Raw genomic sequence first — 21032 nt, forward strand, 5'->3', positions numbered from 1 at the left:
GTCGGGCGCCCAGCATCCTCATAGGGTGAAGGCATGGCATCCGTTCCCCCGAAGACCGAGCCCCTGGTCGTCGTCGCCGACGTCCAGAAGCACTATGGGCAGTTCCAGGCTCTGAAAGACATCGACCTCACCGTCGACCGCGGAGAGGTCGTCGTGGTGATCGGCCCGTCGGGTTCCGGCAAGTCGACGCTGTGCCGCACCATCAACCGTCTCGAGACCATCACGAGCGGATCGATCACGATCGACGGCAAGGAGCTTCCCAAAGAGGGGAAGGGCCTGGCCGAACTGCGTGCCGACGTCGGCATGGTGTTCCAGTCGTTCAACCTCTTCGCGCACCTGACGATCCTCGAGAACGTCACGCTCGGGCCCATCAAGGTCCGCAAGATGAAGAAGGCGGATGCCGAGAAAGAGGCGCGTGCGCTCCTGGATCGCGTGGGCGTCGGTCACCAGGCCGACAAGCTCCCCGCCCAGCTCTCGGGCGGTCAGCAGCAGCGTGTGGCGATCGCCCGCGCGCTGGCGATGAAGCCCAAGGTCATGCTCTTCGACGAGCCGACCTCGGCTCTCGACCCCGAGATGATCAACGAGGTGCTCGACGTCATGGTCGGCCTCGCCAAGGACGGCATGACGATGATCGTCGTCACCCACGAGATGGGCTTCGCCCGCAAGGCCGCGAACCGCGTCGTTTTCATGGCCGACGGGCAGATCGTCGAGCAGGCGACCCCCGAGCAGTTCTTCACGCGCCCCGAATCCGACCGTGCGAAGGACTTCCTCTCGAAGCTCATCACGCACTGACGCACGACCCTGACGGCGACGAACGAGGAGGTTCCTAGCCGAGACGAGAGCATCGCCCACCGCTGGCGATCGCGCGCGCCGTCACCGACGACCCCTTCCCGCACAGCACACGTAACCAAGGAGACATCACATGCGTAAAACTCGTTTTCTCGCCGGCGCGAGCATCATCGCCGCCGGCCTGCTGGCCCTGACGGCCTGCAACAGCGGCACCCCGGGCGCGGCGCCCGGCTCCGACGGCGGCAGCGCCTCGGACGCCCCCGTCTACGGCGCGGTGGCCACCGACGTGAAGATCGACGGCAGCCCCACGTTCGAGAAGATCACCTCGGCCGGCAAGATCGTCGTCGGCGTGAAGGAAGACCAGCCCGGCCTGGGCTACCTCGACCCCGTGACGGGTGAGCGCAAGGGCTTCGACGTCGACGTCGCGCGCTGGATCGCCGCCTCGCTCGGCTACGACCCGGCCGACACCTCGAAGGTGGAGTACAAGGCCATCGCCTCGGCGAACCGCGAGCAGGCCATCATCAACGGCGACATCGACTACTACGTCGGCACTTACTCGATCACCGACAAGCGCAAGGACCAGATCTCCTTCGCCGGCCCCTACTTCGTGACCGGCCAGGGACTGCTCGTCGCCGCCGACAACGACACGATCACGGGCAAGGACTCGCTCACGGCCGAGACCACCGTGTGCTCGGTGACCGGCTCGACGCCGATCCAGCGCATCCGCGAGCAGACTCCGGCCAAGGTCGTCGAGTTCGACACCTACTCGCAGTGCGTCGAGAAGCTGAAGAACGGCGAGGTCGACGCGGTGACCACCGACGAGGCCATCCTCCTCGGCTACGCCGCGCAGGACCCCGACAACCTGAAGATCGCGGGCGAGCCTTTCAGCGAGGAGCGCTACGGCGTCGGCATCGCCAAGGGTGACACCGCCTTCCAGGAGTTCGTGAACACCATGTTCACCGACGGCGGCTCCACCTGGGAGGCCATCTTCGAGAAGAACCTCGGCGCCTCGGGCGTCAAGGGCGAGCAGCCGGCGGTCGACCCCGTCAGCTGATCTCCCGGTGCGGGCGGCGCACTCCGCGCCGCCCGCACCACCCGACGAGCACGACGAGAAAGAACGGACAGCGTACGGTGAACCAGATCTTCGACTACCCCGACCTGTGGGCGCAGGCGCTCTGGGGGACGGTCGTGCTCTTCTTGGGCGGCGGCCTGATCGCGCTCGTGCTCGGCTTCATCGTGGCGGCCATGCGCGTGTCGCCCGTGCCCATCGCCCGCGCGGTCGGCGCGGTGTACGTGAACTGGATCCGCAACACCCCGCTCACGCTGGTGCTGTTCTTCTTCGCGTTCTGCGTGCCGCTGCTGATCGACGTCCCGCGCGGCAGCTTCTTGACGCTGGCCGTGTGCGGCCTCGGCATCTACACCGCGACCTATGTGGCCGAGACCCTGCGCGCGGGCATCAACACCGTGCCCGTCGGCCAGGCGGAGGCGGCTCGCGCGCTCGGCCTCGGCTTCGGCCAGGTCATGACCCTCGTGGTCCTGCCCCAGGCGACCCGCTCGGTCATCCCCCCGATGATGAGCGTCTTCATCGCCCTGCTGAAGAACACCACCGTCGCCGCCGGATTCTCGGTGGTCAACCTCGGGAACATCCGAGCGACGATGAGTGAGAACGGCGAGAACCAGCTCGTCACCATCCTCCTCGTGATGGCGGTCTTCGTCATCCTGGTCCTGCTGCTCGCTGCGCTGCAGAACGCGGCCGAGAAAAAGTGGAAGGTCGCCCGATGAGCTCCTCCGTCCTCTACGACGTCCCGGGTCCCCGCGCGCAGCTGCGCAACCGCATCCTCGGCGTCATCACGCTCGTCCTCGTCGTCGCCGTCATCGGCTTCGTGGTCTGGCGCTTCATCGACACCGGCCAGTTCTCGGCGGCGAAGTGGAACGTCTTCAGCTACAGCGCGATCTGGGAGCGATTCGGCCAAGCGACGCTCGCAACCCTCGCGGCGTTCGCCGTCGCGGCCGTCGGGGCCCTCGTGCTCGGCTTCATCCTCGCCATCGGCCGGATGTCCGACCACCGCTGGGTCCGCCTCCCGGTCGGCTGGGTGGTCGAGCTTCTCCGCGCCGTGCCCGTCCTCGTCTTCATGCTGTTGCTGTACTACGGTCTGCCGGTCGTCGGCATCAAGATGTCGTCGTACTGGGCCGTCGTGATCGCGCTGATCCTCTACAACGGTTCCGTGCTGTCCGAGGTCATCCGTGCCGGCGTCGAGGCGCTCCCGCGCGGACAGAGCGAGGCCGGCTACGCCGTAGGTCTGCGCAAGTCGGGTGTGATGCGCCTGATTCTGCTCCCGCAGGCGATCCGCGCCATGCTGCCCGTGATCATCGCCCAGCTCGTGGTGACGCTGAAGGACACCGCGCTCGGCTTCATCATCACGTACCCCGAACTGCTGTACTTCGCCCGTCTGCTCGGCTCGAACGGCGAGTACGGATCGCCGTTGATCCCCGCCGCGATGATCGCCAGCGTCATCTACGTGGCGATGTGCCTCGCCCTGTCGTACACCGCGCACCGCGTCGAGCTCGGCCTGCGCCGCTCGCCCAAGGGCGGCAACGTCGCTCCCGCGGAGCCCGCGGGCCAGACCGGCACCGACACCGAGCTCATCGTCGCCCAGCGCGGACTCGGCAAGTTCGACTCCCACGGCGGCGCTGCGAGATTCTGAGTCACGGCACCGACGGGCGGGGGAGTGTCCCCGCCCGTCGGTAGACTCTCATCTCGTGTCCGACGCACCCGAGATCACCCCTGAGGCCGTCGCCTCCGCGGTCGATGAGGCCCTTGCCGCCATCGCCGCCGCCGCGACCACGGCCGAGCTCAAGTCCGCCCGTTCCGCCCACACGGGGGAGCAGTCCTCCCTCGCTCAGCTGAACGCCCAGATGCGCAACGTCGCCCCCGACCAGAAGGCCGCCTTCGGCAAGCTCGTCGGACAGGCGCGCGGTCGGGTGAACCAGGCGCTCGCCGCGCGCGAGAGCGAGTTGGCCGCGGCCGAGACCGCCGCGCAACTCGAGGCCGAGCGCATCGACGTCACGGCGCTGCCGCAGCGCGCCCGCATCGGGGCACGGCATCCGATCTCCCTCCTCCAGGAGCAGGTGTCCGACATCTTCGTCGGCATGGGCTGGGAGATCGCGGAAGGCCCCGAGCTCGAGCACGAGTGGTTCAACTTCGACGCCCTCAACTTCGACGTCGATCACCCCGCGCGCCAGATGCAGGACACGTTCTTCGTCGACCCGGTCGCGCGCCACCTGGTGCTGCGCACCCACACCAGCCCCGTGCAGGTGCGCTCCATGCTCGAGCGCGACCTGCCCGTCTACGTGCTGTGCCCGGGACGGGTGTACCGCACCGATGAGTTCGACGCGACGCACCTGCCGGTCTTCACACAGTTCGAAGGTCTGGTCATCGACAAGAACATCACGATGGCGCACCTCAAGGGCACGCTCGACCACGCCGCGCGCGTGCTGTTCGGGCCTGAGGCCAAGACGCGCTTCCGCGCCAACTTCTTCCCCTTCACCGAGCCGAGTGCCGAGCTCGATCTGTGGCACCCCACCTTCAAGGGCGGGGCGCGCTGGATCGAGTGGGGCGGCTGCGGCATGGTGAACCCCAACGTGCTGCGGGCCGCCGGCATCGACCCCGAGGAGTACTCGGGCTTCGCCTTCGGCATGGGCATCGAGCGCACGCTCATGTTCCGCAGCGACGTGCAAGACATGCGCGACATGGCCGAGGGCGATGTCCGCTTCAGTGAGCAGTTCGGAATGGTGGTCTGATGCGCGTCCCGCTCTCCTGGTTGCGCGAGTACGTCGACGTGCCCGCAGAGGCCACGCCCGACGACGTCCTCGCCGCCCTCGTCTCGGTCGGTTTCGAAGAAGAGGACGTGCACCGCTTCGAGCTGTCCGGTCCGATCGTCGTCGGAGAGGTGAAGGAGTTCACTCCCGAGCCCCAGTCCAACGGCAAGACCATCCGCTGGTGCCAGGTCGACGTCGGCGCCGAGAACGGGGGAGTGCGCGGCATCGTCTGCGGTGCCGGCAACTTCTTCGAGGGCGACAAGGTCGTGGTGACCCTGCCCGGTTCGGTGCTGCCCGGTCCCTTCCCGATCGCGGCCCGCAAGACCTACGGGCACGTGTCCGACGGCATGATCGCCTCGGCGAAAGAGCTGGGCCTGGGCAGCGAGCACAGCGGCATCCTGCGTCTGATCGATCTCGGGATCGACGCGCCGGTCGGAACGGATGCCATCGCACTGCTCGGTCTGGACGACCTCGCGGTCGAGATCAACGTCACCCCCGACCGCGGCTACGCCCTGTCGCTGCGCGGGGTCGCCCGCGAGTACTCGCACGCGACGGGAGCGGACTTCCGCGACCCGGGCCTCGGCCACGACGAGGCCGCGGCGCGCACGCCCTCGGGCTTCCCGATCACGGTCGCCGACCAGGCGCCCATCCGCGGCCGCCGCGGCGCCACCGAGTTCGTCGCGCGCATCGTCCGCGACGTCGACCCCTCGCGCCCGACGCCGCCGTGGATGATCACGCGCCTGTCGCTTGCCGGCATCCGCTCGCTCGGGGTGCTCGTCGACATCACCAACTACGTCATGCTTGAGCTCGGGCAGCCCCTCCACGGCTACGACCTCGACCGCCTGCAGGGTGGTATCACGGTGCGTCGAGCGGAGCAGGGCGAGAAGCTCGAGACCCTCGACGGGCAGGTGCGCACCCTCGACGCCGAAGACCTCCTGATCACCGACGAGTCGGGACCGATCGGACTCGCCGGTGTGATGGGCGGCGGCCCCACCGAGATGAGCGACGCCACGCGCAACGTGCTGATCGAGGCGGCCACCTTCGACCAGGTCTCGATCGCGCGCACCGCGCGTCGTCACAAGCTGCCCTCCGAGGCCTCGCGCCGTTTCGAGCGCGGCGTCGACCCGCTCGTCCCGTACGTGGCGGCCGAGCGTGTCGCCTCGCTGATGGTCGAGCTCGCGGGCGGCACTCTCGACACCGAGCTGGGCGGGTCGCTCGGCTCGACGTACCGCCGCGAGGCGATCATGCTGCCCGCGGGCTTCGTCCCCGGGCTGATCGGCGTCGAGTACACCGACGACGAGATCGTCTCGGCCCTGCGCCTCATCGGCTGCGCGGTCGACGAGCGCGAGGGCGGCTGGGCGGTCACGGCACCGTCGTGGCGCCACGACCTCAGCGACAAGTGGACGCTCGCCGAAGAGGTGGCGCGTATCGAGGGCTACGACCGGATCCCGTCCGTCCTCCCGACGCCCCCGTCGGGCCGCGGGCTCACCGCCGCGCAGCAGGGGCGCCGTCGCGTGGCGAACGCTCTGGCCTCTGCCGGCTTCGTCGAGACGCCGTCGTTCCCCTTCACCACCGAGGAGCAGAACGCCCTGCACGGCTCGCCGTCGGGTGATGCGCTGCCGAGCGTGAAGCTCGCGAACCCGCTCGACGGACTCGCTCCGTTCCTGCGCCGTTCGTTGATCCCCGCTCTGCTACAGGTCGCGCATCGCAACGTCTCGCGCGGCATCGTCGATCTCGCGCTGTTCGAGGCCGGCACGGTCTTCCTCCCGAAGCCGGGCGTGCAGTACGGCACCGCGTCGGTGCCGCCGCTGGCGGTGCGGCCGGATGCCGCGACCCTCACGGCCCTCGACGCGTCGATTCCGCCGCAGCGCCGTCACGTGGCCGTTCTGCTGACCGGTCACACGGTCGCGAAGCAGCCGGGTCAGCCGGCGGTTGCGGCGGATCTCGCCGATGCCGTGGACGCCGTGCGCGTGTTGACCGCCGCCGCCGGGCTCGACATCGAACTCGTGCAGGCGCAGCGTGCGGCGCTCCACCCGGGGCGCACGGCCCGTGTCCTTTCCGCGGGGACCGACATCGGCTACGTCGGCGAGCTGTTGCCGGCTGTCGCGGCCGCGGCGGACCTGCCCGGACGCGTTCTCGTGGCCGAGCTCGACCTCGACGCGATGCTCGAGCTGGCGCAGGCGCGCCCGGTCGCGGCATCCCTCTCGGGATTCCCCGCCGCCACGCAGGACGTGTCGCTGACGGTTCCGACCGACGTCGCCGCGGGTGCCGTGCGCGCCGCGCTGATCGAGGGGGGAGCCCCGCTGCTCGAGGGCGCCCGGCTCGTCGACGACTACCGCGGCCCCGGTCTCTCAGAGGGCACGAAGAGTCTGACGTTCGCGTTGCGGTTCCGTGCCGACGACCGCACCCTCACCGCGGCCGAGGCGACCGAGGCGAAGCTCACCGGTGTCGCCGTGGCGGCAGAACGTTTCGGTGCGGCGATCCGCGACTGATCGACCACGCGTGACCTGGAGCGCCGACGGCCTACGCCGCTCGGCGCTCCGGCGTTTTCACCCGCTCCACAGCGGGGGAGGCGGCGTCCTCGCGCGCCTGACGTTCGGCATACACTCAGGTGCGCGTTCGCGCGCGAGGGCCTGCCCTCATCGCCGGTAAAGGGGGCAGTCGGAAGTGCCCGGCGATGAGGGCAGGTTCCACAGCATAACCCGACCGTGTCCCCCATTTGGGGGACACGGCCATCGAGGGGCGTGTCGTCCCCGGCTCGCCGGGCGTCACAGCGGGGCGGGGGACGATTTGCCCCGCGCCCTCCGCGGCGGATACCCTCGCCACATGTCGTCGATCACCGTGCGCACCGAGGAGCTCTTCGTGAGCACCGGTGGCGAGCGTCGACGTCGGGTCGCGCGCCGATTCTCGGCGACCTCGTAACCCGCCTCCGGTCGGGCATACGGGCGTCGCCGCCCCGGTACACGCTGCTTTCAGCACCAGCCCCGACTCGTAAGGTGGATACATGACCCTCTCGGTCGCCGTCTCCGGCGCTTCCGGCTACGCGGGTGGCGAGATCCTCCGCCTCCTGGCCGCTCATCCCGACGTCGAGATCCGCACCGTCACCGCGCACTCCAGCGCCGGACAGCCGCTCGTCGCCCACCAGCCGCACCTGCGCTCCCTCGCGCACCTCGAACTCCAGCCCACGACGCCCGAGGTGCTCGCGGGTCATGACGTGGTGTTCCTCGCCCTGCCGCATGGCCAGTCGGCGCAGTACACCGACGCCCTGGCTGATACGCCGCTCATCATCGACGCCGGAGCCGATCACCGCCTGGTCTCCGCGGAGGACTGGGCGCAGTTCTACGGGGGGCCGCACCCCGACCCGTGGGCCTACGGAGTACCCGAGCTCCCGGTCGCGGGCGGGAAGCAGCGCGAGAAGCTCCGCGGTGCCACGCGCGTCGCCGCCCCGGGCTGCAACGCCTCGACCGTGGCCCTCTCTCTCGCTCCCGGTGTCGCCGCCGGCGTCATCGACCCCGCGGACATCGTGTCGGTGCTCGCGGTCGGACCGAGCGGGGCCGGCAAGTCGGCCAAGACGAACCTCCTCGCCAGCGAGATCCTCGGATCGGCGAACCCCTATGCCGTGGGCGGCACCCACCGTCACATCCCCGAGATCCGGCAGGCCCTGGTCGCCGCGGGGGCGTCGAGCGACGGCATCCGTCTGTCTTTCACTCCCGTGCTCGTGCCGATGGCGCGGGGCATCCTCGCCACGTCGTCGGCTCCGATCCGCGAGGGGGCGACGGATGCCGAGATCCGCGGCGCGTGGGAGAACGCGTACGGTGACGAGCCGTTCGTCGAGCTGCTGCCCGCGGGGGTGTTCCCGCGCACGGCCGACGTGCTCGGTGCGAACGTCGCCTCGATGGGGCTCGCGATCGACCGCGCGGCGAACCGCGTGACGGTGGTGGCCGCCGTCGACAATCTCGTCAAAGGCACCGCCGGTGCGGCCATCCAATCCATGAACCTGGCGCTGGGTCTCGCCGAGACCACCGCCCTTCCCCTGAACGGAGTCGCCCCGTGAGCGTGACCGCCCCCGCTGGATTCGAAGCGGCCGGAGTCGCCGTCGGGCTCAAGTCGACCGGCGCGCGAGACGTCGCGGTGGTGGTGAACCGGGGGCCGCTCAAGGTGGGCGCCGCGGTGTTCACGTCGAACCGCGCGAAGGCGAACCCGATCCTGTGGTCGGAGCAGGTCGTCACGGACGGCACGATCGAGGCCGTGGTGCTCAACTCGGGCGGGGCCAACTGCTTCACGGGATCGTTCGGCTTCCAGACGACCCATCAGACCGCCGAGCGTGCGGCCGAGCTCCTCGGCGTCGGCGCGGGCGATGTGGTGGTGTGTTCCACCGGTCTCATCGGCACCGGAGACGAGGTGTTCCGCGCGAAGGTCCTGCAGGGCGTCGACGAGGGCGTCGCCGCTCTCTCCGCCGAGGGGGGAGAAGACGCGTCTCTGGCGATCATGACCACCGACTCGAAGCCCAAGCGCGCGGTCCACGCGGGCGACGGATGGTCGATCGGCGGCATGGCGAAGGGGGCCGGGATGCTGGCCCCGGGCCTGGCGACGATGCTCGTCGTGCTGACGACCGACGTCGTTCTCGACGCCGCGGAGGCCGACGCGGCGCTCCGCTCGGCGACGCGCGTGAGCTTCGACCGGCTCGACTCCGACGGCTGCATGTCGACCAACGACCAGGTCACGCTCATGGCCAGCGGTGCCAGCGGCATCCGGGTGGATGCCGAGGAGTTCGCCGCGGCCCTCGCCGGGGTGTGCGACGACCTCGCCGCTCAGCTGCAGGGCGACGCCGAGGGAGCCAGCCACGACATCACGATCCGGGTCGTGAACGCCGCGAGCGAGGACGACGCCGTCGAGGTCGGTCGCTCGGTCGCCCGCAACAACCTCTTCAAGGCCGCGATCTTCGGCAACGACCCCAACTGGGGTCGGGTGCTCGCCGCCATCGGCACCACCGACGCGGCCTTCGACCCCTACGACGTGGACGTGTGGATGAACGGCGTGCGCGTGTGCACGGCCGGTGGTCCCGATCGCCCTCGCGAGGACGTCGACCTCACTCCGCGCGCCACCGACCTCGTCATCGACCTCAAGGTCGGCGAGGCCGCGGCCACGATCCGCACCAACGACCTGACGCACGATTACGTCCACGAGAACAGCGCTTACTCCTCATGACCCACGTCGATCTGCAAGACACCGATCCCGCCGAAGCCAGCGAACGGGCGGTCACGCTCGTCGAGTCGCTGCCCTGGGTGCGCAAGTACCGCGACCAGGTCGTGGTGGTGAAGTACGGCGGCAACGCCATGGTCAGTGATGAGCTGCAGGACGCCTTCGCGGCCGACATCGCGTACCTGCGGTACGTGGGCGTGAAGCCCGTCGTCGTGCATGGCGGTGGTCCCCAGATCTCGTCGATGCTCGATCGTCTGGACATCCCCAGCGAATTCCGCGGCGGCTACCGCGTCACCTCGACCGAGGCGATCAGCGTGGTGCGCATGGTGCTGACGGGCCAGATCAACCCGCAGCTCGTGGCCAAGGTCAACGCGCACGGACCGCTGGCCACCGGTCTGAGCGGAGAGGACGCGGGCCTGTTCGGCGGTCGGCGTCGCGGCGTCGTCGTCGACGGCGTCGAGCACGACCTGGGCCGCGTCGGCGATGTCGTCACGGTGGACCCTCAGCCGGTTCTCGATCACCTCGCCGCGGGCCGTGTGCCGATCGTGTCGAGCATCGCGCCCGACCTCGACAACCCCGGGAACTCGTTGAACGTGAACGCGGATGCCGCGGCAGCGGCGCTCGCGACGGCGCTCAACGCCAAGAAGCTCGTCGTTCTGACCGACGTCCCCGGGCTCTACGCCGACTGGCCGAACCGCGACTCGCTCGTGTCGCACCTGACCTCGACCGAGCTGCGCGCGATGCTGCCGACGCTCGAGTCGGGGATGATCCCCAAGATGCAGGCGTGTCTCGACGCCGTCGACGGGGGAGTGCCGACGGCGGCCATCATCGACGGACGCGTGCCCCACTCGGTGCTCGTCGAACTGTTCACCAGCAAGGGAATCGGAACGGAGGTGGTCGCATGACCGCGGACACGACTCAGGAAACCGGGGCGCAGCGCGCCGCCTGGCAGGACGACGCGGGACGCGACCTCGTGCGTAGCTTCGGCGACCGCATGGCGCTGTTCGTCCGCGGCGAGGGGGCGTACGTCTGGGACAGCGAGGGCACGAAGTACCTCGACTTCCTCGCGGGCATCGCCGTGAACGCCCTCGGCCACGCGCACCCCGTGTTCGTGAAGGCCGTCTCGGAGCAGGCGGCGACGCTCGCTCACGTGTCGAACTACTTCGCCACGCCCCCGCAGCTGGCGATGGCAGCGCGGCTGAAGCGCCTCGCCGGAACGGGCGAGTCGGGTCGCGTGTACTTCGGCAACTCCGGCGCCGAGGCCAACGAGGCTGCGCTCAAGCTCGCGCGCCTGCACGGTCGCGGCACCGACCGCACCCGGATCCTGACCCTCAAGGGCGGGTTCCACGGCCGCACGATGGGTGCCCTGGCTCTCACCGGCAAGCCCTCGCTGCAGGCCGACTTCCTTCCGATGGTTCCGGGCGTCGAGCACATCGACGCCACGATCGAGGCCCTCGAGGCCGCGATGGACGAGCGCGTCGCCGCCTTCCTCGTGGAGCCCATCCAGGGCGAGGCCGGAGTGGTCGAGCTGCCCGAGGGCTACCTGCAGGCGGCGCGCGAGATCACGGCGCGCCACGGTGCGCTGCTGATCATCGACGAGATCCAGACCGGCGCGGGTCGCACCGGCGCGTGGTTCGGCTTCCAGCACGCCGGGATCGTTCCGGACGCCATCACGGTGGCCAAGGGCATCGGCGGCGGCTTCCCGATCGGCGCTCTCATCACCTTCGGCGCGGCCAGCGACCTGTTCTTCCCCGGCACCCACGGCTCGACCTTCGGCGGCAACGCCCTGGGCACCGCCGTCGGCGGGGCCGTGCTCGAAGAGATCGAGTCCGCCGGCCTCGTCGAGAATGCCGCGCGGCGCGAAACGCAGCTGCGCGAGGGGATCGCCGCCCTCGGCTCGCCCCTCGTGGCGGGCGTGCGCGGTCGCGGTCTGCTCCTCGGCATCGGACTCACGAGCCCGGTCGCCAAGGCCGTGGTCGCCGCCGCCCAGCAGCACGGTCTGGTCGTCAACGCCGCGAACGACGACACGATCCGCATCGCGCCGCCCCTGACGATCCAGGATGCCGAGATCTCGGACTTCCTCCACCTCTTCGGTGCCGCGCTCGCCACGGTGTCCGACGCCCTCATCCTCGAAGGAGCCCCCGCGTGACCCGCCACCTGCTGCGTGACGACGACCTGACCCCGGCCGAGCAGGCTGAGATCCTCGACCTCGCGATCGAGCTGAAGAAGGACCGCTGGGCGCAGAAGCCGCTCGAAGGCCCCCAGACGGTCGCCGTCATCTTCGACAAGTCGTCGACGCGCACGCGTGTCTCGTTCGCCGTCGGCATCGCCGACCTCGGCGGCTCGCCGCTGATCATCTCGACCGCAAACAGCCAGCTCGGCGGCAAGGAGACCCCCTCCGACACCGCGCGCGTGCTCGAGCGTCAGGTCGCCGCGATCGTGTGGCGCACCTACGCCCAGGCGGGTCTCGAAGAGATGGCGCGCGGGACGCGCGTGCCGGTCATCAACGCCCTCAGCGACGACTTCCACCCGTGCCAGCTGCTGGCCGACCTGCTCACGATCCGCGAGCACAAGGGTGAGCTGAAGGGACTGACCCTGTCGTTCTTCGGCGACGGCCGCAGCAACATGGCGCACTCCTACGTCCTCGCCGGCGTCACCGCGGGCATGCACGTGCGCGTTGCCGCGCCCGACGACTACGCGCCCCGCGCCGATGTGATCGCCGATGCCGAGCGCATCGCCGCCGAGACCGGTGGGTCGATCTCGCTGGTCAGCGACCCCGAGGCTGCGGCATCCGGAGCCGACGTCATCGTGACCGACACCTGGGTATCGATGGGCAAAGAAGAGGAGAAGATCGCGCGCATCCGCGACCTGGGCGGGTTCAAGGTCACGACCGAGCTCATGACCCGCGCCGCCGACGACGCGATCTTCATCCACTGTCTTCCCGCCGACCGCGGCTACGAGGTCGACGCCGGGGTCATCGACGGCCCGCAGAGCGTGGTGTGGGACGAGGCCGAGAACCGGTTGCACGCCCAGAAGGCCCTTCTGGTGTGGCTTCTGCGCCAGCAATGACCTCGTCGCCGATCGGCCGTGCCTGGTCCCGTTTCGACGGGGCGGGCCGGCTGGTCGGCGTGGACCTCGCGCGGGGTCTGGCGGTGCTGGGCATGCTCGCCGCACACCTGCTCGACACCGAGCGCACCCTCACCCCCGATCCGAGCACGTGGATCACCCTCGTGAACGGTCGCTCGTCGATCCTCTTCGCCGTGCTCGCAGGGGTCTCGATCGCCCTCGTCACCGGCGGTCCCCGCCCGCTCGAGCCGCAGCGGCGACCGCGTGCGGCGGCGCGGTTGGCGCTGCGCGGAGCAATGCTCTGGGTGATCGGCCTGCTGCTGGTGATGACGGGGGTGCCGGTCTACGTCATCCTCCCCGCCTACGCGCTGCTGTTCGTGCTCGCGCTGCCGTTCCTCGGGATGCGCGCGCGCAGCCTCTTCGTCGCCGCGGGCGTGCTCGCGCTGGTCATGCCGTGGATCCAGCCGATCCTCGACGCCGCACCCGTCTGGGCCGGTCTCGGGGGCGCGGAGCTCGAAGCGGCGGTCGGGTGGGCCTACCCGTTCACGGTGTGGATCGCGTTCCTCCTCGCGGGGATGGGGGTGGGCCGACTCGATCTGCGGAGTCCCGCGGATCAAGGGCTCCTCGCGATGGCGGGGCTCTCGCTCGCGCTCGCCGGGTACGGCTTTGCGATCGCCACGCGCCCGGTCGCGGCGGGCGACCCCTACCTCGCCGCCGTGCTGACCGCCGAGGATCACTCCTCGGGGCTGTGGGAGGTCATCGGCTCGGGCGGCTTCGCCCTGCTGACGATCGGGGTGTGCCTGCTGCTGTGCCGTACCCCGCTGCGCTGGGTGGCGGTGCCGCTGCGCGCGGTCGGCTCGATGCCACTTACCGCGTACGTGCTGCAGCTGGTGGTCTGGGCCGTCGTGGCGCTGGTGCTGTTGGGTGACACCTCCGACCTCGGGGGCATCCGCGAGGCGGGATTGTTCGTGCCCCTCACCCTGGGGCTCCTCGTGGGCTGCACGGTCTGGGCGCTCACGATCGGCCGCGGCCCGCTCGAGATGTTCATCGACGCCGTCGTGCGCCGGATCGTGGGGCGGGATGACGCGCCGGGGGCGCGGACGCGGGGTCCGGCGCCCGTCATCGGCTCCGGCGGTGTCGGCGGCCCTCGGTAGGCTGGACGACATGAGCAGCGAGACCGGTCAGTCGACGAACGAGGGCGCCCTGTGGGGGGCCCGTTTCTCGGGCGGACCGTCTCCCGAGCTGGCGGCCCTGAGCCGCTCGACCCACTTCGACTGGGATCTCGCTCTGTACGACATCCAGGGCTCGCACGCCCACGCCGCCGCCCTCGAAGCCGCGGGCTACCTCACGGCCGACGAGGCGCAGGCCATGCACGACGGTCTCGACGAGCTCGCGGCCCGCGTGCAGGACGGCTCGCTCGTCGCGGCTCCCGGTGACGAAGACGTGCACGGAGCGCTCGAGCGTGTGCTCATCGAGACGGTGGGTCCGGCCCTCGGCGGCAAGCTCCGCGCCGGTCGCAGCCGCAACGACCAGATCGCCACCCTCGTCCGGCTGTATCTGCTGGATCACTCGCGCACCCTCACCCGCGAACTGCTGCGTCTGATCGACGCCCTGGTCGCCCAGGCCGAAGCGCACGAGGGCGCGATCATGCCGGGTCGCACCCACCTGCAGCACGCGCAGCCGGTGCTGCTCGCCCACCACCTCCAGGCCTACGGGTGGGCCTTCGTCCGCGGCCTCGAGCGCCTGCGCGACTGGTCGGTGCGCGCCTCGGTGTCGCCCTACGGCGGCGGCGCCCTCGCCGGAGCGACCCTCGGCCTCGATCCGCAGCTCGTGGCCGACCGCCTGGGGCTCGCCCGACCCGCCGAGAACTCCCTCGACGGCACGGCCTCGCGCGACGTGGTCGCCGAGTTCGCGTTCATCACCGCGATGATCGGCGTCGACCTCTCGCGCCTCGCCGAAGACGTCATCCTCTGGAACACCCGCGAGTTCGGCTTCGTCACTCTCGACGACTCGTACTCCACCGGCTCGAGCATCATGCCGCAGAAGAAGAACCCCGACATCGCCGAGCTCGCTCGCGGTAAGGCCGGTCGCCTCATCGGCAACCTGTCGGGGCTGCTCGCGACACTGAAGGGGCTTCCGCTCGCCTACAACCGCGATCTGCAAGAAGACAAAGAACCCGTCTTCGATTCGGTGCGCACCCTCGAGCTGGTGCTTCCGGCGTTCTCGGGCATGATCGCGACGCTCCGCTTCCACACCGACCGCATGGCCGAACTCGCTCCGCAGGGCTTCTCGCTCGCGACCGATGTCGCCGAGTGGCTGGTGCGCCAGGGTGTGGCCTTCCGCGACGCCCACGAGATCTCGGGCGCGCTCGTGCGGGCGTGCGAGGAGCGCGAGATCGGTCTCGAAGACGCCGACGACGCCCTGCTGGCTTCGGTGTCGCCCGCTCTCACCCCTCAGGTGCGCGAGGTGCTGACGATCGAGGGCTCGGTGTCGAGTCGAACGGGCGTTGGAGGCACGGCGCCGGCGCGGGTGGGGGAGCAGCGCGAAGAGCTCGTGGCGCGCGCGCAGGCGGCATCCCGCACACTCACCGCCTGAGTATCAGTTATTCGCTTATCATTTGACGAAAATAAGCGTTAAACTTATCTCATGACCGTTGCCGTGATTGCCGACATCGTCGCGTCGCGGCGACTCGATGACCGTGCCGGGGCGCAACGCGCCATCGAAGACGCCGTCGCCACCGTCCAGAACGATCTGCCCCTCGCCACCGCCCCCCTCACGGCCGTGGTCGGCGACGAGCTGCAGGGCGAATACGACGACCTCTCGAGCGCTCTCGCGTCCCTGCTCCTGCTGCGCCTGGCGCTGCCCGATGACGTCGACTGCCGATTCGGCATCGGTGTCGGCGACGTGCGCCCCATCGAACTGGCCGACCGCACCGTCCCCGAGGGGCCGGCCTGGTGGGCCGCTCGAGAGGCCATCGACCACATCGAGCGCCTGCAGCAGCGCGCCGCGCCGCTCGCCCGCACGTGGATCGTCCTCGGCGAGGGGGAGGATGCCACCATGACCGAGACCATCGCGCTCGCCCGCGCCTACGCCCTGAGTCGCGACCAGCTCGTGTCGGCCATGAGCGAGAGGTCGCGCAGACTCACGTACGGTCGCTGCCTCGGCCGCTCCCAGCGCGACCTCGCCGACGCCGAGGGTGTCAGCCAATCCGCCGTGTCGCAGGCACTTGCGACGGCGGGGGCGGCGTCGCTCGTCGAGGGTTTCGCGGCGCTGACCGCGGGGGCTCGATCGTGATCGCGGCCGGGCTTCTGCTCCTCGCGGTCGGCGCGGTCGATCTGCTGCGCCAGATGATCCGCACGCGTCGGTGGCTCGCCTTCGCGGTGGCATCCGTGCTCCTCGTGCTGTTCTCGGCCGGACTCGACGCCGTGATCGCCGGGCTCCTCGCCGTCGCGGTCGCCGCCATCTGGACGTGGGTCGTGCCCGAGGACGGTCCCGCCCGCGCGGGCCTGTGGCCTGTCGCCCTGCTCGCGCTCGCCGCGGCGGCGTGCGTGGTCATCGCCCCGGGGCGGGAGCGGCCGGGTCTGCTCGGCGAGGCGTGGGCGGCGTATCGCCCGGGAGCGTCGGTGTCGATCGACGTGGCGGTCCTCGTCATCGGCTGTCTGGTCTTCCTGCTGGAGTCGGGAAACGCGGTGGTGCGCATCGCGCTGCGTTCCGAGATGGGCGGGCGCGCGGCCGACCCCGAGGGCGCCACCGTGCCGACCCTCAAGGGCGGACGGCTGATCGGGCCGCTCGAGCGCATCCTCGTCTTCGTGCTGACGCTGACCGGTGCGTACACGCTTCTCGCCGCGGTCCTGGCGGCGAAGGGGATCGTGCGCTTCCCCGAGATCTCGAGAGACCGTGACGACGGCGACCGCGCGGAGTACTTCCTCATCGGCAGTCTGGTCAGCTGGGTCACCTCGATCGCCGCGGCGTTCCTCGTGTGGTGGGGCGTGCACGCGGGCTGACGCCTCACGACCCGCGCGGAGCGGCTACGGTCGAAGCACATCACAGGGGGAGATGGACGCATGAACGCTGCACCAGGCTGGTACGACGCGGGGACGCCGGGGCGCGTCCGCTGGTGGGACGGAACGCAGTGGACGGTGCACGAGGCGCCGGTCGCCGCCGCGGCCCCGGTCGCTGCGCCGCCGCAGCCGGTCGCGGTGCCCGCCCAGTCCGGGCCGCAGCCGGGCTGGTACCCCACGACAGCGGGCGAGCTGCGCTGGTGGGACGGCACCATCTGGACGGGCTCCCGCGTGCGCGACGGCAGAGCGGGGATCGACTGGGCAACGCTGGAGCGGCCGGTCTTCGGATGGGTCGCGGGAGGGATGTTCCTGTTCGCGGGTCTGTGCTTCGTGCTGTCCGGCGTTCTCACGCGGAACCTCACGATCCTGCCCTTGTTCTTCCTGGCGTTGTCGGCGTTGTGGTTGGCGATGGCCGCGCAGAGCACGCGTGTACGACGGATCCCGACACCGGTCGGAGACCCCGTCGCTCCTGAGCAGGTGCGCCCGCTGCCCGGAGAGGTCGACGGACCCGGCGCGGGGTGGTACCCGATCAGCCGCGTCGCTCATCGGTGGTGGACGGGTCAGCGGTGGGGGGCCTACCTCTCGTCGACCTTCGGGGTGCGTCCCACCTTCCATGCCGAGCAGTCGATGCGGACGCTCCGCATCGCGTTGACGGTGATCGCGGCGTTGACGGGGATCGCGATCGTCGTCGGCATCGTCCTCATCTCGATCGCGGCCGGGCCCGTGCAGCTGGCCATCGGCGTGCTCGTGACGGTGTGCGCGGTCCTGTTTGGGGTCGCCATCGCGGTCATCTGGGTGGTCGCGCGCTCGCAGACCCGCGTTCTGCTCCTCCCGACCGATCCGCCCGCGACCGCCGCCGGTCACCCGCCCCAGCGACCCTGGTGAGTGCCCGGGCCGTGGCATCCGGAGTCGGACACCCCCGCTGATACCCTGAACCGGTGTCTGCCTCCACCGATGCGGCGCCCGTGAGCGCCCTCGCCCCCGCCATCGATCCGACCTTCGACAACGTCTGGGACGAGCTCGTCTGGCGCGGTCTGGTGCATGTCTCGACCGACGAGGGCGAGCTGCGCGAACTGCTCGGCGGAGACCCGATCACGTTCTACTGCGGCTTCGACCCGACCGCGCCGAGCCTGCACCTCGGCAACCTCGTGCAGCTGCTCACGATGCGTCGCCTGCAGCTGGCCGGTCACCACCCGCTCGGACTGGTCGGCGGGTCGACCGGTCTCGTCGGCGACCCGCGTCCCACGGCCGAGCGCACGCTCAACGCGCGCGAGACCGTCGAGGAGTGGGTGGGTCTGCTGCGCGGTCAGGTCGAGCGTTTCCTGAGCTTCGAGGGCGACAACGCCGCGCGGATCGTCAATAACCTCGACTGGACCGCACCTCTCAGCGCGATCGACTTCCTCCGAGACATCGGCAAGTACTTCCGCGTCGGCACGATGCTGAAGAAGGACGCGGTCAGCGCGCGCCTGAACTCCGAAGCGGGCATCAGCTACACCGAGTTCAGCTACCAGATCCTGCAGGGCCTCGACTACCTCGAGCTGTACCGCCAGTACGGCTGCGTGCTGCAGACCGGCGGCAGCGACCAGTGGGGCAATCTCACCAGCGGCACCGACCTGGTGCGCCGCGCCGAGGGCGTCTCGGTGCACGCGATCGGCACCCCGCTGATCACGAACAGCGACGGCACGAAGTTCGGCAAGAGCGAGGGCAACGCGATCTGGCTGGATGCCGAGATGTGCAGCCCCTGGGTCATGTACCAGTTCTGGTTGAACACCGACGACCGCGACGTGGTCGAGCGCCTGAAGGTGTTCACCTTCCTCACGCGCGCCGAGATCGCCGAGTACGAGGCCCTGGTCGAGGCGGAGCCCTTCCGTCGCGCGGCGCAGAAGCGTCTCGCCCGCGAGGTGCTCACGACCGTGCACGGTGTGGAGGCCACCGAGGCCGTCATCGCGGCCACCGAGGCGTTGTTCGGGCAGGGCGATGTGACGGTCCTCGACGCCGCGGTGCTCCGCAGCGCGCTCGAAGAGCTGCCGCATGCGACCGTCGCCGCCGGCTCCACCGTGGTCGAGGCGCTCACGGCCACGGGCCTGTGCGCGAGCCTGAGTGAGGCCCGTCGCGCGATCTCGCAGGGCGGTGTCTCGCTCGACGGCGAGAAGGTCACGAGCGACGAAGCGGTCGTCGAGGGGACGCTCCCCGGCGGCGTCTCGGTGCTGCGCCGCGGAAAGAAGACCCTCGCGGGGCTCTTCCTGAGCTGACATGCCGTTCACACCGAGCCACGCCGTCGTCGCGCTGCCTTTCCTGCGCACGCGGCTCGTTCCGGCGGCGATCGCGATCGGGGCGATGACCCCCGACCTGCCGCTTTTCGTGCGCGGGATGTGGCCCGGCTACGGCGTGACGCACGATGTCGCGTGGCTGCCGGTCACCGTCGTCGTCGCCTTCGTGCTGCTGCTGGTCTGGCGGTGCGTGCTGCGTCCGGCCACCCGAGAGCTGCTGCCGCGACCGGTGGCGGAGCGGTTGCCGGCGCAGTGGGATGCCGGCGCCCCCACGGCGCTGCGCGAGAGCGTCGGCGGGGGAGTCATCGGCATCCTGTGGCTCGTCCTCTCGCTCGCGCTCGGCGTCGCCTCGCACATCGCCTGGGACCTGTTCACGCATGAGGATCGGGTGGGCGAGCAGCTGCTGCCCGCCCTCGCGGGTCAGTGGGGGCCGTTCACGGGGGCCAAGTGGTTGCAGCACGCCTCGAGCGCGTTCGGGCTGGCCGTGCTGGCCGTCTTCGCGCTGGTGTGGCTGTCGCGGCACGCGCCCGCGCCCGTGCGGAGGCAGATTCCGGATGCCGCCCGCTGGGCGTGGTGGCTCTCGCTTCCGGTCGCGTTGGCCGTGGCATCCGTCATCTCGCTCGCGGTGAACGGCGGGTTCGACGAGGAGTACACGACCACGCACCTCATCTACGGCGTGCTGACGAAGGTCGCCGCGGCGTGGGCGGCGCTGACGTTGGCTCTGGCGCTGTTCGTGCAGGTGCGGCGCGCGCGGGTCGCGGTGCGCGCGGGCTAGCGGCGTCCGGTCCCGCGACAGTCTCGGAGACTTCGGTTGTCGCGCGGTGCGACCTCGGCCCGGCCCGCGGGTCACACGGGCGCGGGGACGGGCGGCGGCTAGACTCGGGGACGTTATGACGAAGGCAGGAGACTCGGTGTCGGCGAGCACAAAGGGCCAGAAGACGGGCGCAGACGAGGTCATCCTCGGACCCACCGGTCGCCCGTATCAGGGGTTCCCCACCCCGAAGCCGCTCGACAGCCACGGTCCCGCCCGCATCATCGCGCTCTGCAACCAGAAGGGCGGCGTCGGAAAGACGACGACCACCATCAACCTGGCGGCCTCTCTCGCCGGGTACGGGCGACGTGTGCTCGCGATCGACTTCGACCCGCAGGGTGCGCTGTCGGCGGGTCTCGGCATCCAGACGCACGACGTGCCGACCATCTACGACCTGCTGCTCGACACCAAGCGCGACCCGCGCGAGGTCATCGTGTCGACGCGGGTCGAGGGTCTCGACATCCTGCCCGCGAACATCGATCTGTCGGCGGCCGAGGTGCACCTTGTCAACGAGGTCGCCCGCGAGACGATCCTCGCCCGGGTCCTGCGCAAGGTCGCGGCCGACTACGACGTGATTCTCATCGACTGCCAGCCCTCGCTGGGTCTGCTGACCGTCAACGCCCTGACGGCGGCCCACGGCGTGCTGATCCCGCTCGAGTGCGAGTTCTTCGCCCTCCGCGGTGTCGCGTTGCTCGTCGAAACGATCGACAAGGTGCGCGACCGCCTCAACCCGGCGATCGAGCTCGACGGCGTGCTCGCCACGATGTACGACCCCCGCACCCTGCACTCGCGCGAGGTGCTCGAGCGGGTGGTCGAGGCGTTCGGCGACGACGTGCTCGAGACGGTCATCGGTCGCACGGTGAAGTTCCCGGATGCCTCGGTCTCGGGCATGCCGATCACGGAGTTCGCGCCCGAGCACGCCGCCGCCCAGGCCTACCTGCGGTTGGCGCGGGAGCTGGTCGCCCGTGGCGCCGTCGCCTGACGACACCCCCGACGCCGTCGCCCTCGCGACGG

19 protein-coding genes are annotated in these 21032 nt (G+C 70.4%); all 19 read left to right on the forward strand.

The window, feature by feature from the left end:
* Positions 1-63: 63 nt before the first annotated feature.
* Positions 64-792, forward strand: coding sequence for an amino acid ABC transporter ATP-binding protein (locus ASE56_RS08885; protein ID WP_176786304.1), 729 nt, complete (start codon positions 64-66; stop codon positions 790-792).
* A gap of 130 nt (positions 793-922) precedes the next feature.
* On the forward strand, positions 923-1843 hold the full coding sequence (locus ASE56_RS08890; RefSeq protein ID WP_056227453.1) for a glutamate ABC transporter substrate-binding protein: 921 nt from the start codon (positions 923-925) through the stop codon (positions 1841-1843).
* A 77-nt stretch (positions 1844-1920) separates the two neighbouring features.
* Positions 1921-2571 (forward strand): amino acid ABC transporter permease, encoded by a 651-nt coding sequence (locus ASE56_RS08895; protein WP_056227456.1) that lies wholly within the window; start codon positions 1921-1923, stop codon positions 2569-2571.
* On the forward strand, positions 2568-3494 hold the full coding sequence (locus ASE56_RS08900; protein WP_056227459.1) for an amino acid ABC transporter permease: 927 nt from the start codon (positions 2568-2570) through the stop codon (positions 3492-3494). Before ASE56_RS08895 ends, ASE56_RS08900 begins: the two co-directional genes overlap by 4 nt.
* A 55-nt stretch (positions 3495-3549) precedes the next feature.
* Complete coding sequence (pheS, locus tag ASE56_RS08905) at positions 3550-4590, forward strand: phenylalanine--tRNA ligase subunit alpha (RefSeq protein WP_056227461.1); 1041 nt, start codon at positions 3550-3552, stop codon at positions 4588-4590.
* Entirely contained in the window at positions 4590-7100 is a 2511-nt protein-coding gene (gene pheT / locus ASE56_RS08910) for a phenylalanine--tRNA ligase subunit beta (protein WP_056227464.1), read from the forward strand. The genes pheS and pheT overlap by 1 nt, the downstream gene beginning before the upstream one ends.
* 512 nt (positions 7101-7612) lie before the next feature.
* Positions 7613-8662, forward strand: coding sequence for an N-acetyl-gamma-glutamyl-phosphate reductase (argC, locus tag ASE56_RS08915; RefSeq protein ID WP_056227467.1), 1050 nt, complete (start codon positions 7613-7615; stop codon positions 8660-8662).
* Positions 8659-9816, forward strand: a complete 1158-nt coding sequence (gene argJ / locus ASE56_RS08920; protein ID WP_056227470.1) for a bifunctional glutamate N-acetyltransferase/amino-acid acetyltransferase ArgJ — start codon at positions 8659-8661, stop codon at positions 9814-9816. The genes argC and argJ overlap by 4 nt, the downstream gene beginning before the upstream one ends.
* On the forward strand, positions 9813-10715 hold the full coding sequence (gene argB, locus ASE56_RS08925; protein WP_056227473.1) for an acetylglutamate kinase: 903 nt from the start codon (positions 9813-9815) through the stop codon (positions 10713-10715). Before argJ ends, argB begins: the two co-directional genes overlap by 4 nt.
* Positions 10712-11959: an acetylornithine transaminase gene (locus ASE56_RS08930; RefSeq protein WP_056227476.1), complete on the forward strand. Its 1248-nt coding sequence runs from the start codon at positions 10712-10714 to the stop codon at positions 11957-11959. Before argB ends, ASE56_RS08930 begins: the two co-directional genes overlap by 4 nt.
* Positions 11956-12879 (forward strand): ornithine carbamoyltransferase, encoded by a 924-nt coding sequence (gene argF, locus ASE56_RS08935; protein WP_056227479.1) that lies wholly within the window; start codon positions 11956-11958, stop codon positions 12877-12879. The genes ASE56_RS08930 and argF overlap by 4 nt, the downstream gene beginning before the upstream one ends.
* The gene (locus ASE56_RS08940; protein ID WP_056227482.1) at positions 12876-14030 is read left to right on the forward strand and encodes a heparan-alpha-glucosaminide N-acetyltransferase domain-containing protein; all 1155 of its coding nucleotides are present in this window, start codon (positions 12876-12878) and stop codon (positions 14028-14030) included. The genes argF and ASE56_RS08940 overlap by 4 nt, the downstream gene beginning before the upstream one ends.
* A 10-nt stretch (positions 14031-14040) precedes the next feature.
* Positions 14041-15471 carry an argininosuccinate lyase gene (gene argH / locus ASE56_RS08945; protein WP_056228489.1) on the forward strand — a complete coding sequence of 477 codons (1431 nt, stop codon included), beginning with the start codon at positions 14041-14043 and terminating at the stop codon, positions 15469-15471.
* A 51-nt stretch (positions 15472-15522) separates the two neighbouring features.
* The gene (locus ASE56_RS08950; RefSeq protein ID WP_056227484.1) at positions 15523-16170 is read left to right on the forward strand and encodes a SatD family protein; all 648 of its coding nucleotides are present in this window, start codon (positions 15523-15525) and stop codon (positions 16168-16170) included.
* Positions 16167-16880 (forward strand): hypothetical protein, encoded by a 714-nt coding sequence (locus ASE56_RS08955; protein WP_056227487.1) that lies wholly within the window; start codon positions 16167-16169, stop codon positions 16878-16880. The genes ASE56_RS08950 and ASE56_RS08955 overlap by 4 nt, the downstream gene beginning before the upstream one ends.
* Positions 16881-16940: 60 nt before the next feature.
* A complete protein-coding gene (locus tag ASE56_RS08960) occupies positions 16941-17822 on the forward strand; it encodes a DUF2510 domain-containing protein (RefSeq protein ID WP_056227491.1) in 882 nt (293 codons plus the stop codon).
* A 53-nt stretch (positions 17823-17875) separates the two neighbouring features.
* On the forward strand, positions 17876-19189 hold the full coding sequence (tyrS, locus tag ASE56_RS08965; RefSeq protein WP_056227496.1) for a tyrosine--tRNA ligase: 1314 nt from the start codon (positions 17876-17878) through the stop codon (positions 19187-19189).
* Position 19190: 1 nt separating this feature from the next.
* Positions 19191-19982, forward strand: a complete 792-nt coding sequence (locus tag ASE56_RS08970; protein ID WP_056227500.1) for a DUF4184 family protein — start codon at positions 19191-19193, stop codon at positions 19980-19982.
* Positions 19983-20097: 115 nt separating this feature from the next.
* Entirely contained in the window at positions 20098-21000 is a 903-nt protein-coding gene (locus ASE56_RS08975; RefSeq protein WP_056227506.1) for a ParA family protein, read from the forward strand.
* The last annotated feature ends 32 nt before the right edge of the window (positions 21001-21032 follow it).

The organism is Microbacterium sp. Leaf203 (assembly GCF_001421275.1).
Classification (GTDB): domain Bacteria; phylum Actinomycetota; class Actinomycetes; order Actinomycetales; family Microbacteriaceae; genus Microbacterium; species Microbacterium testaceum_A.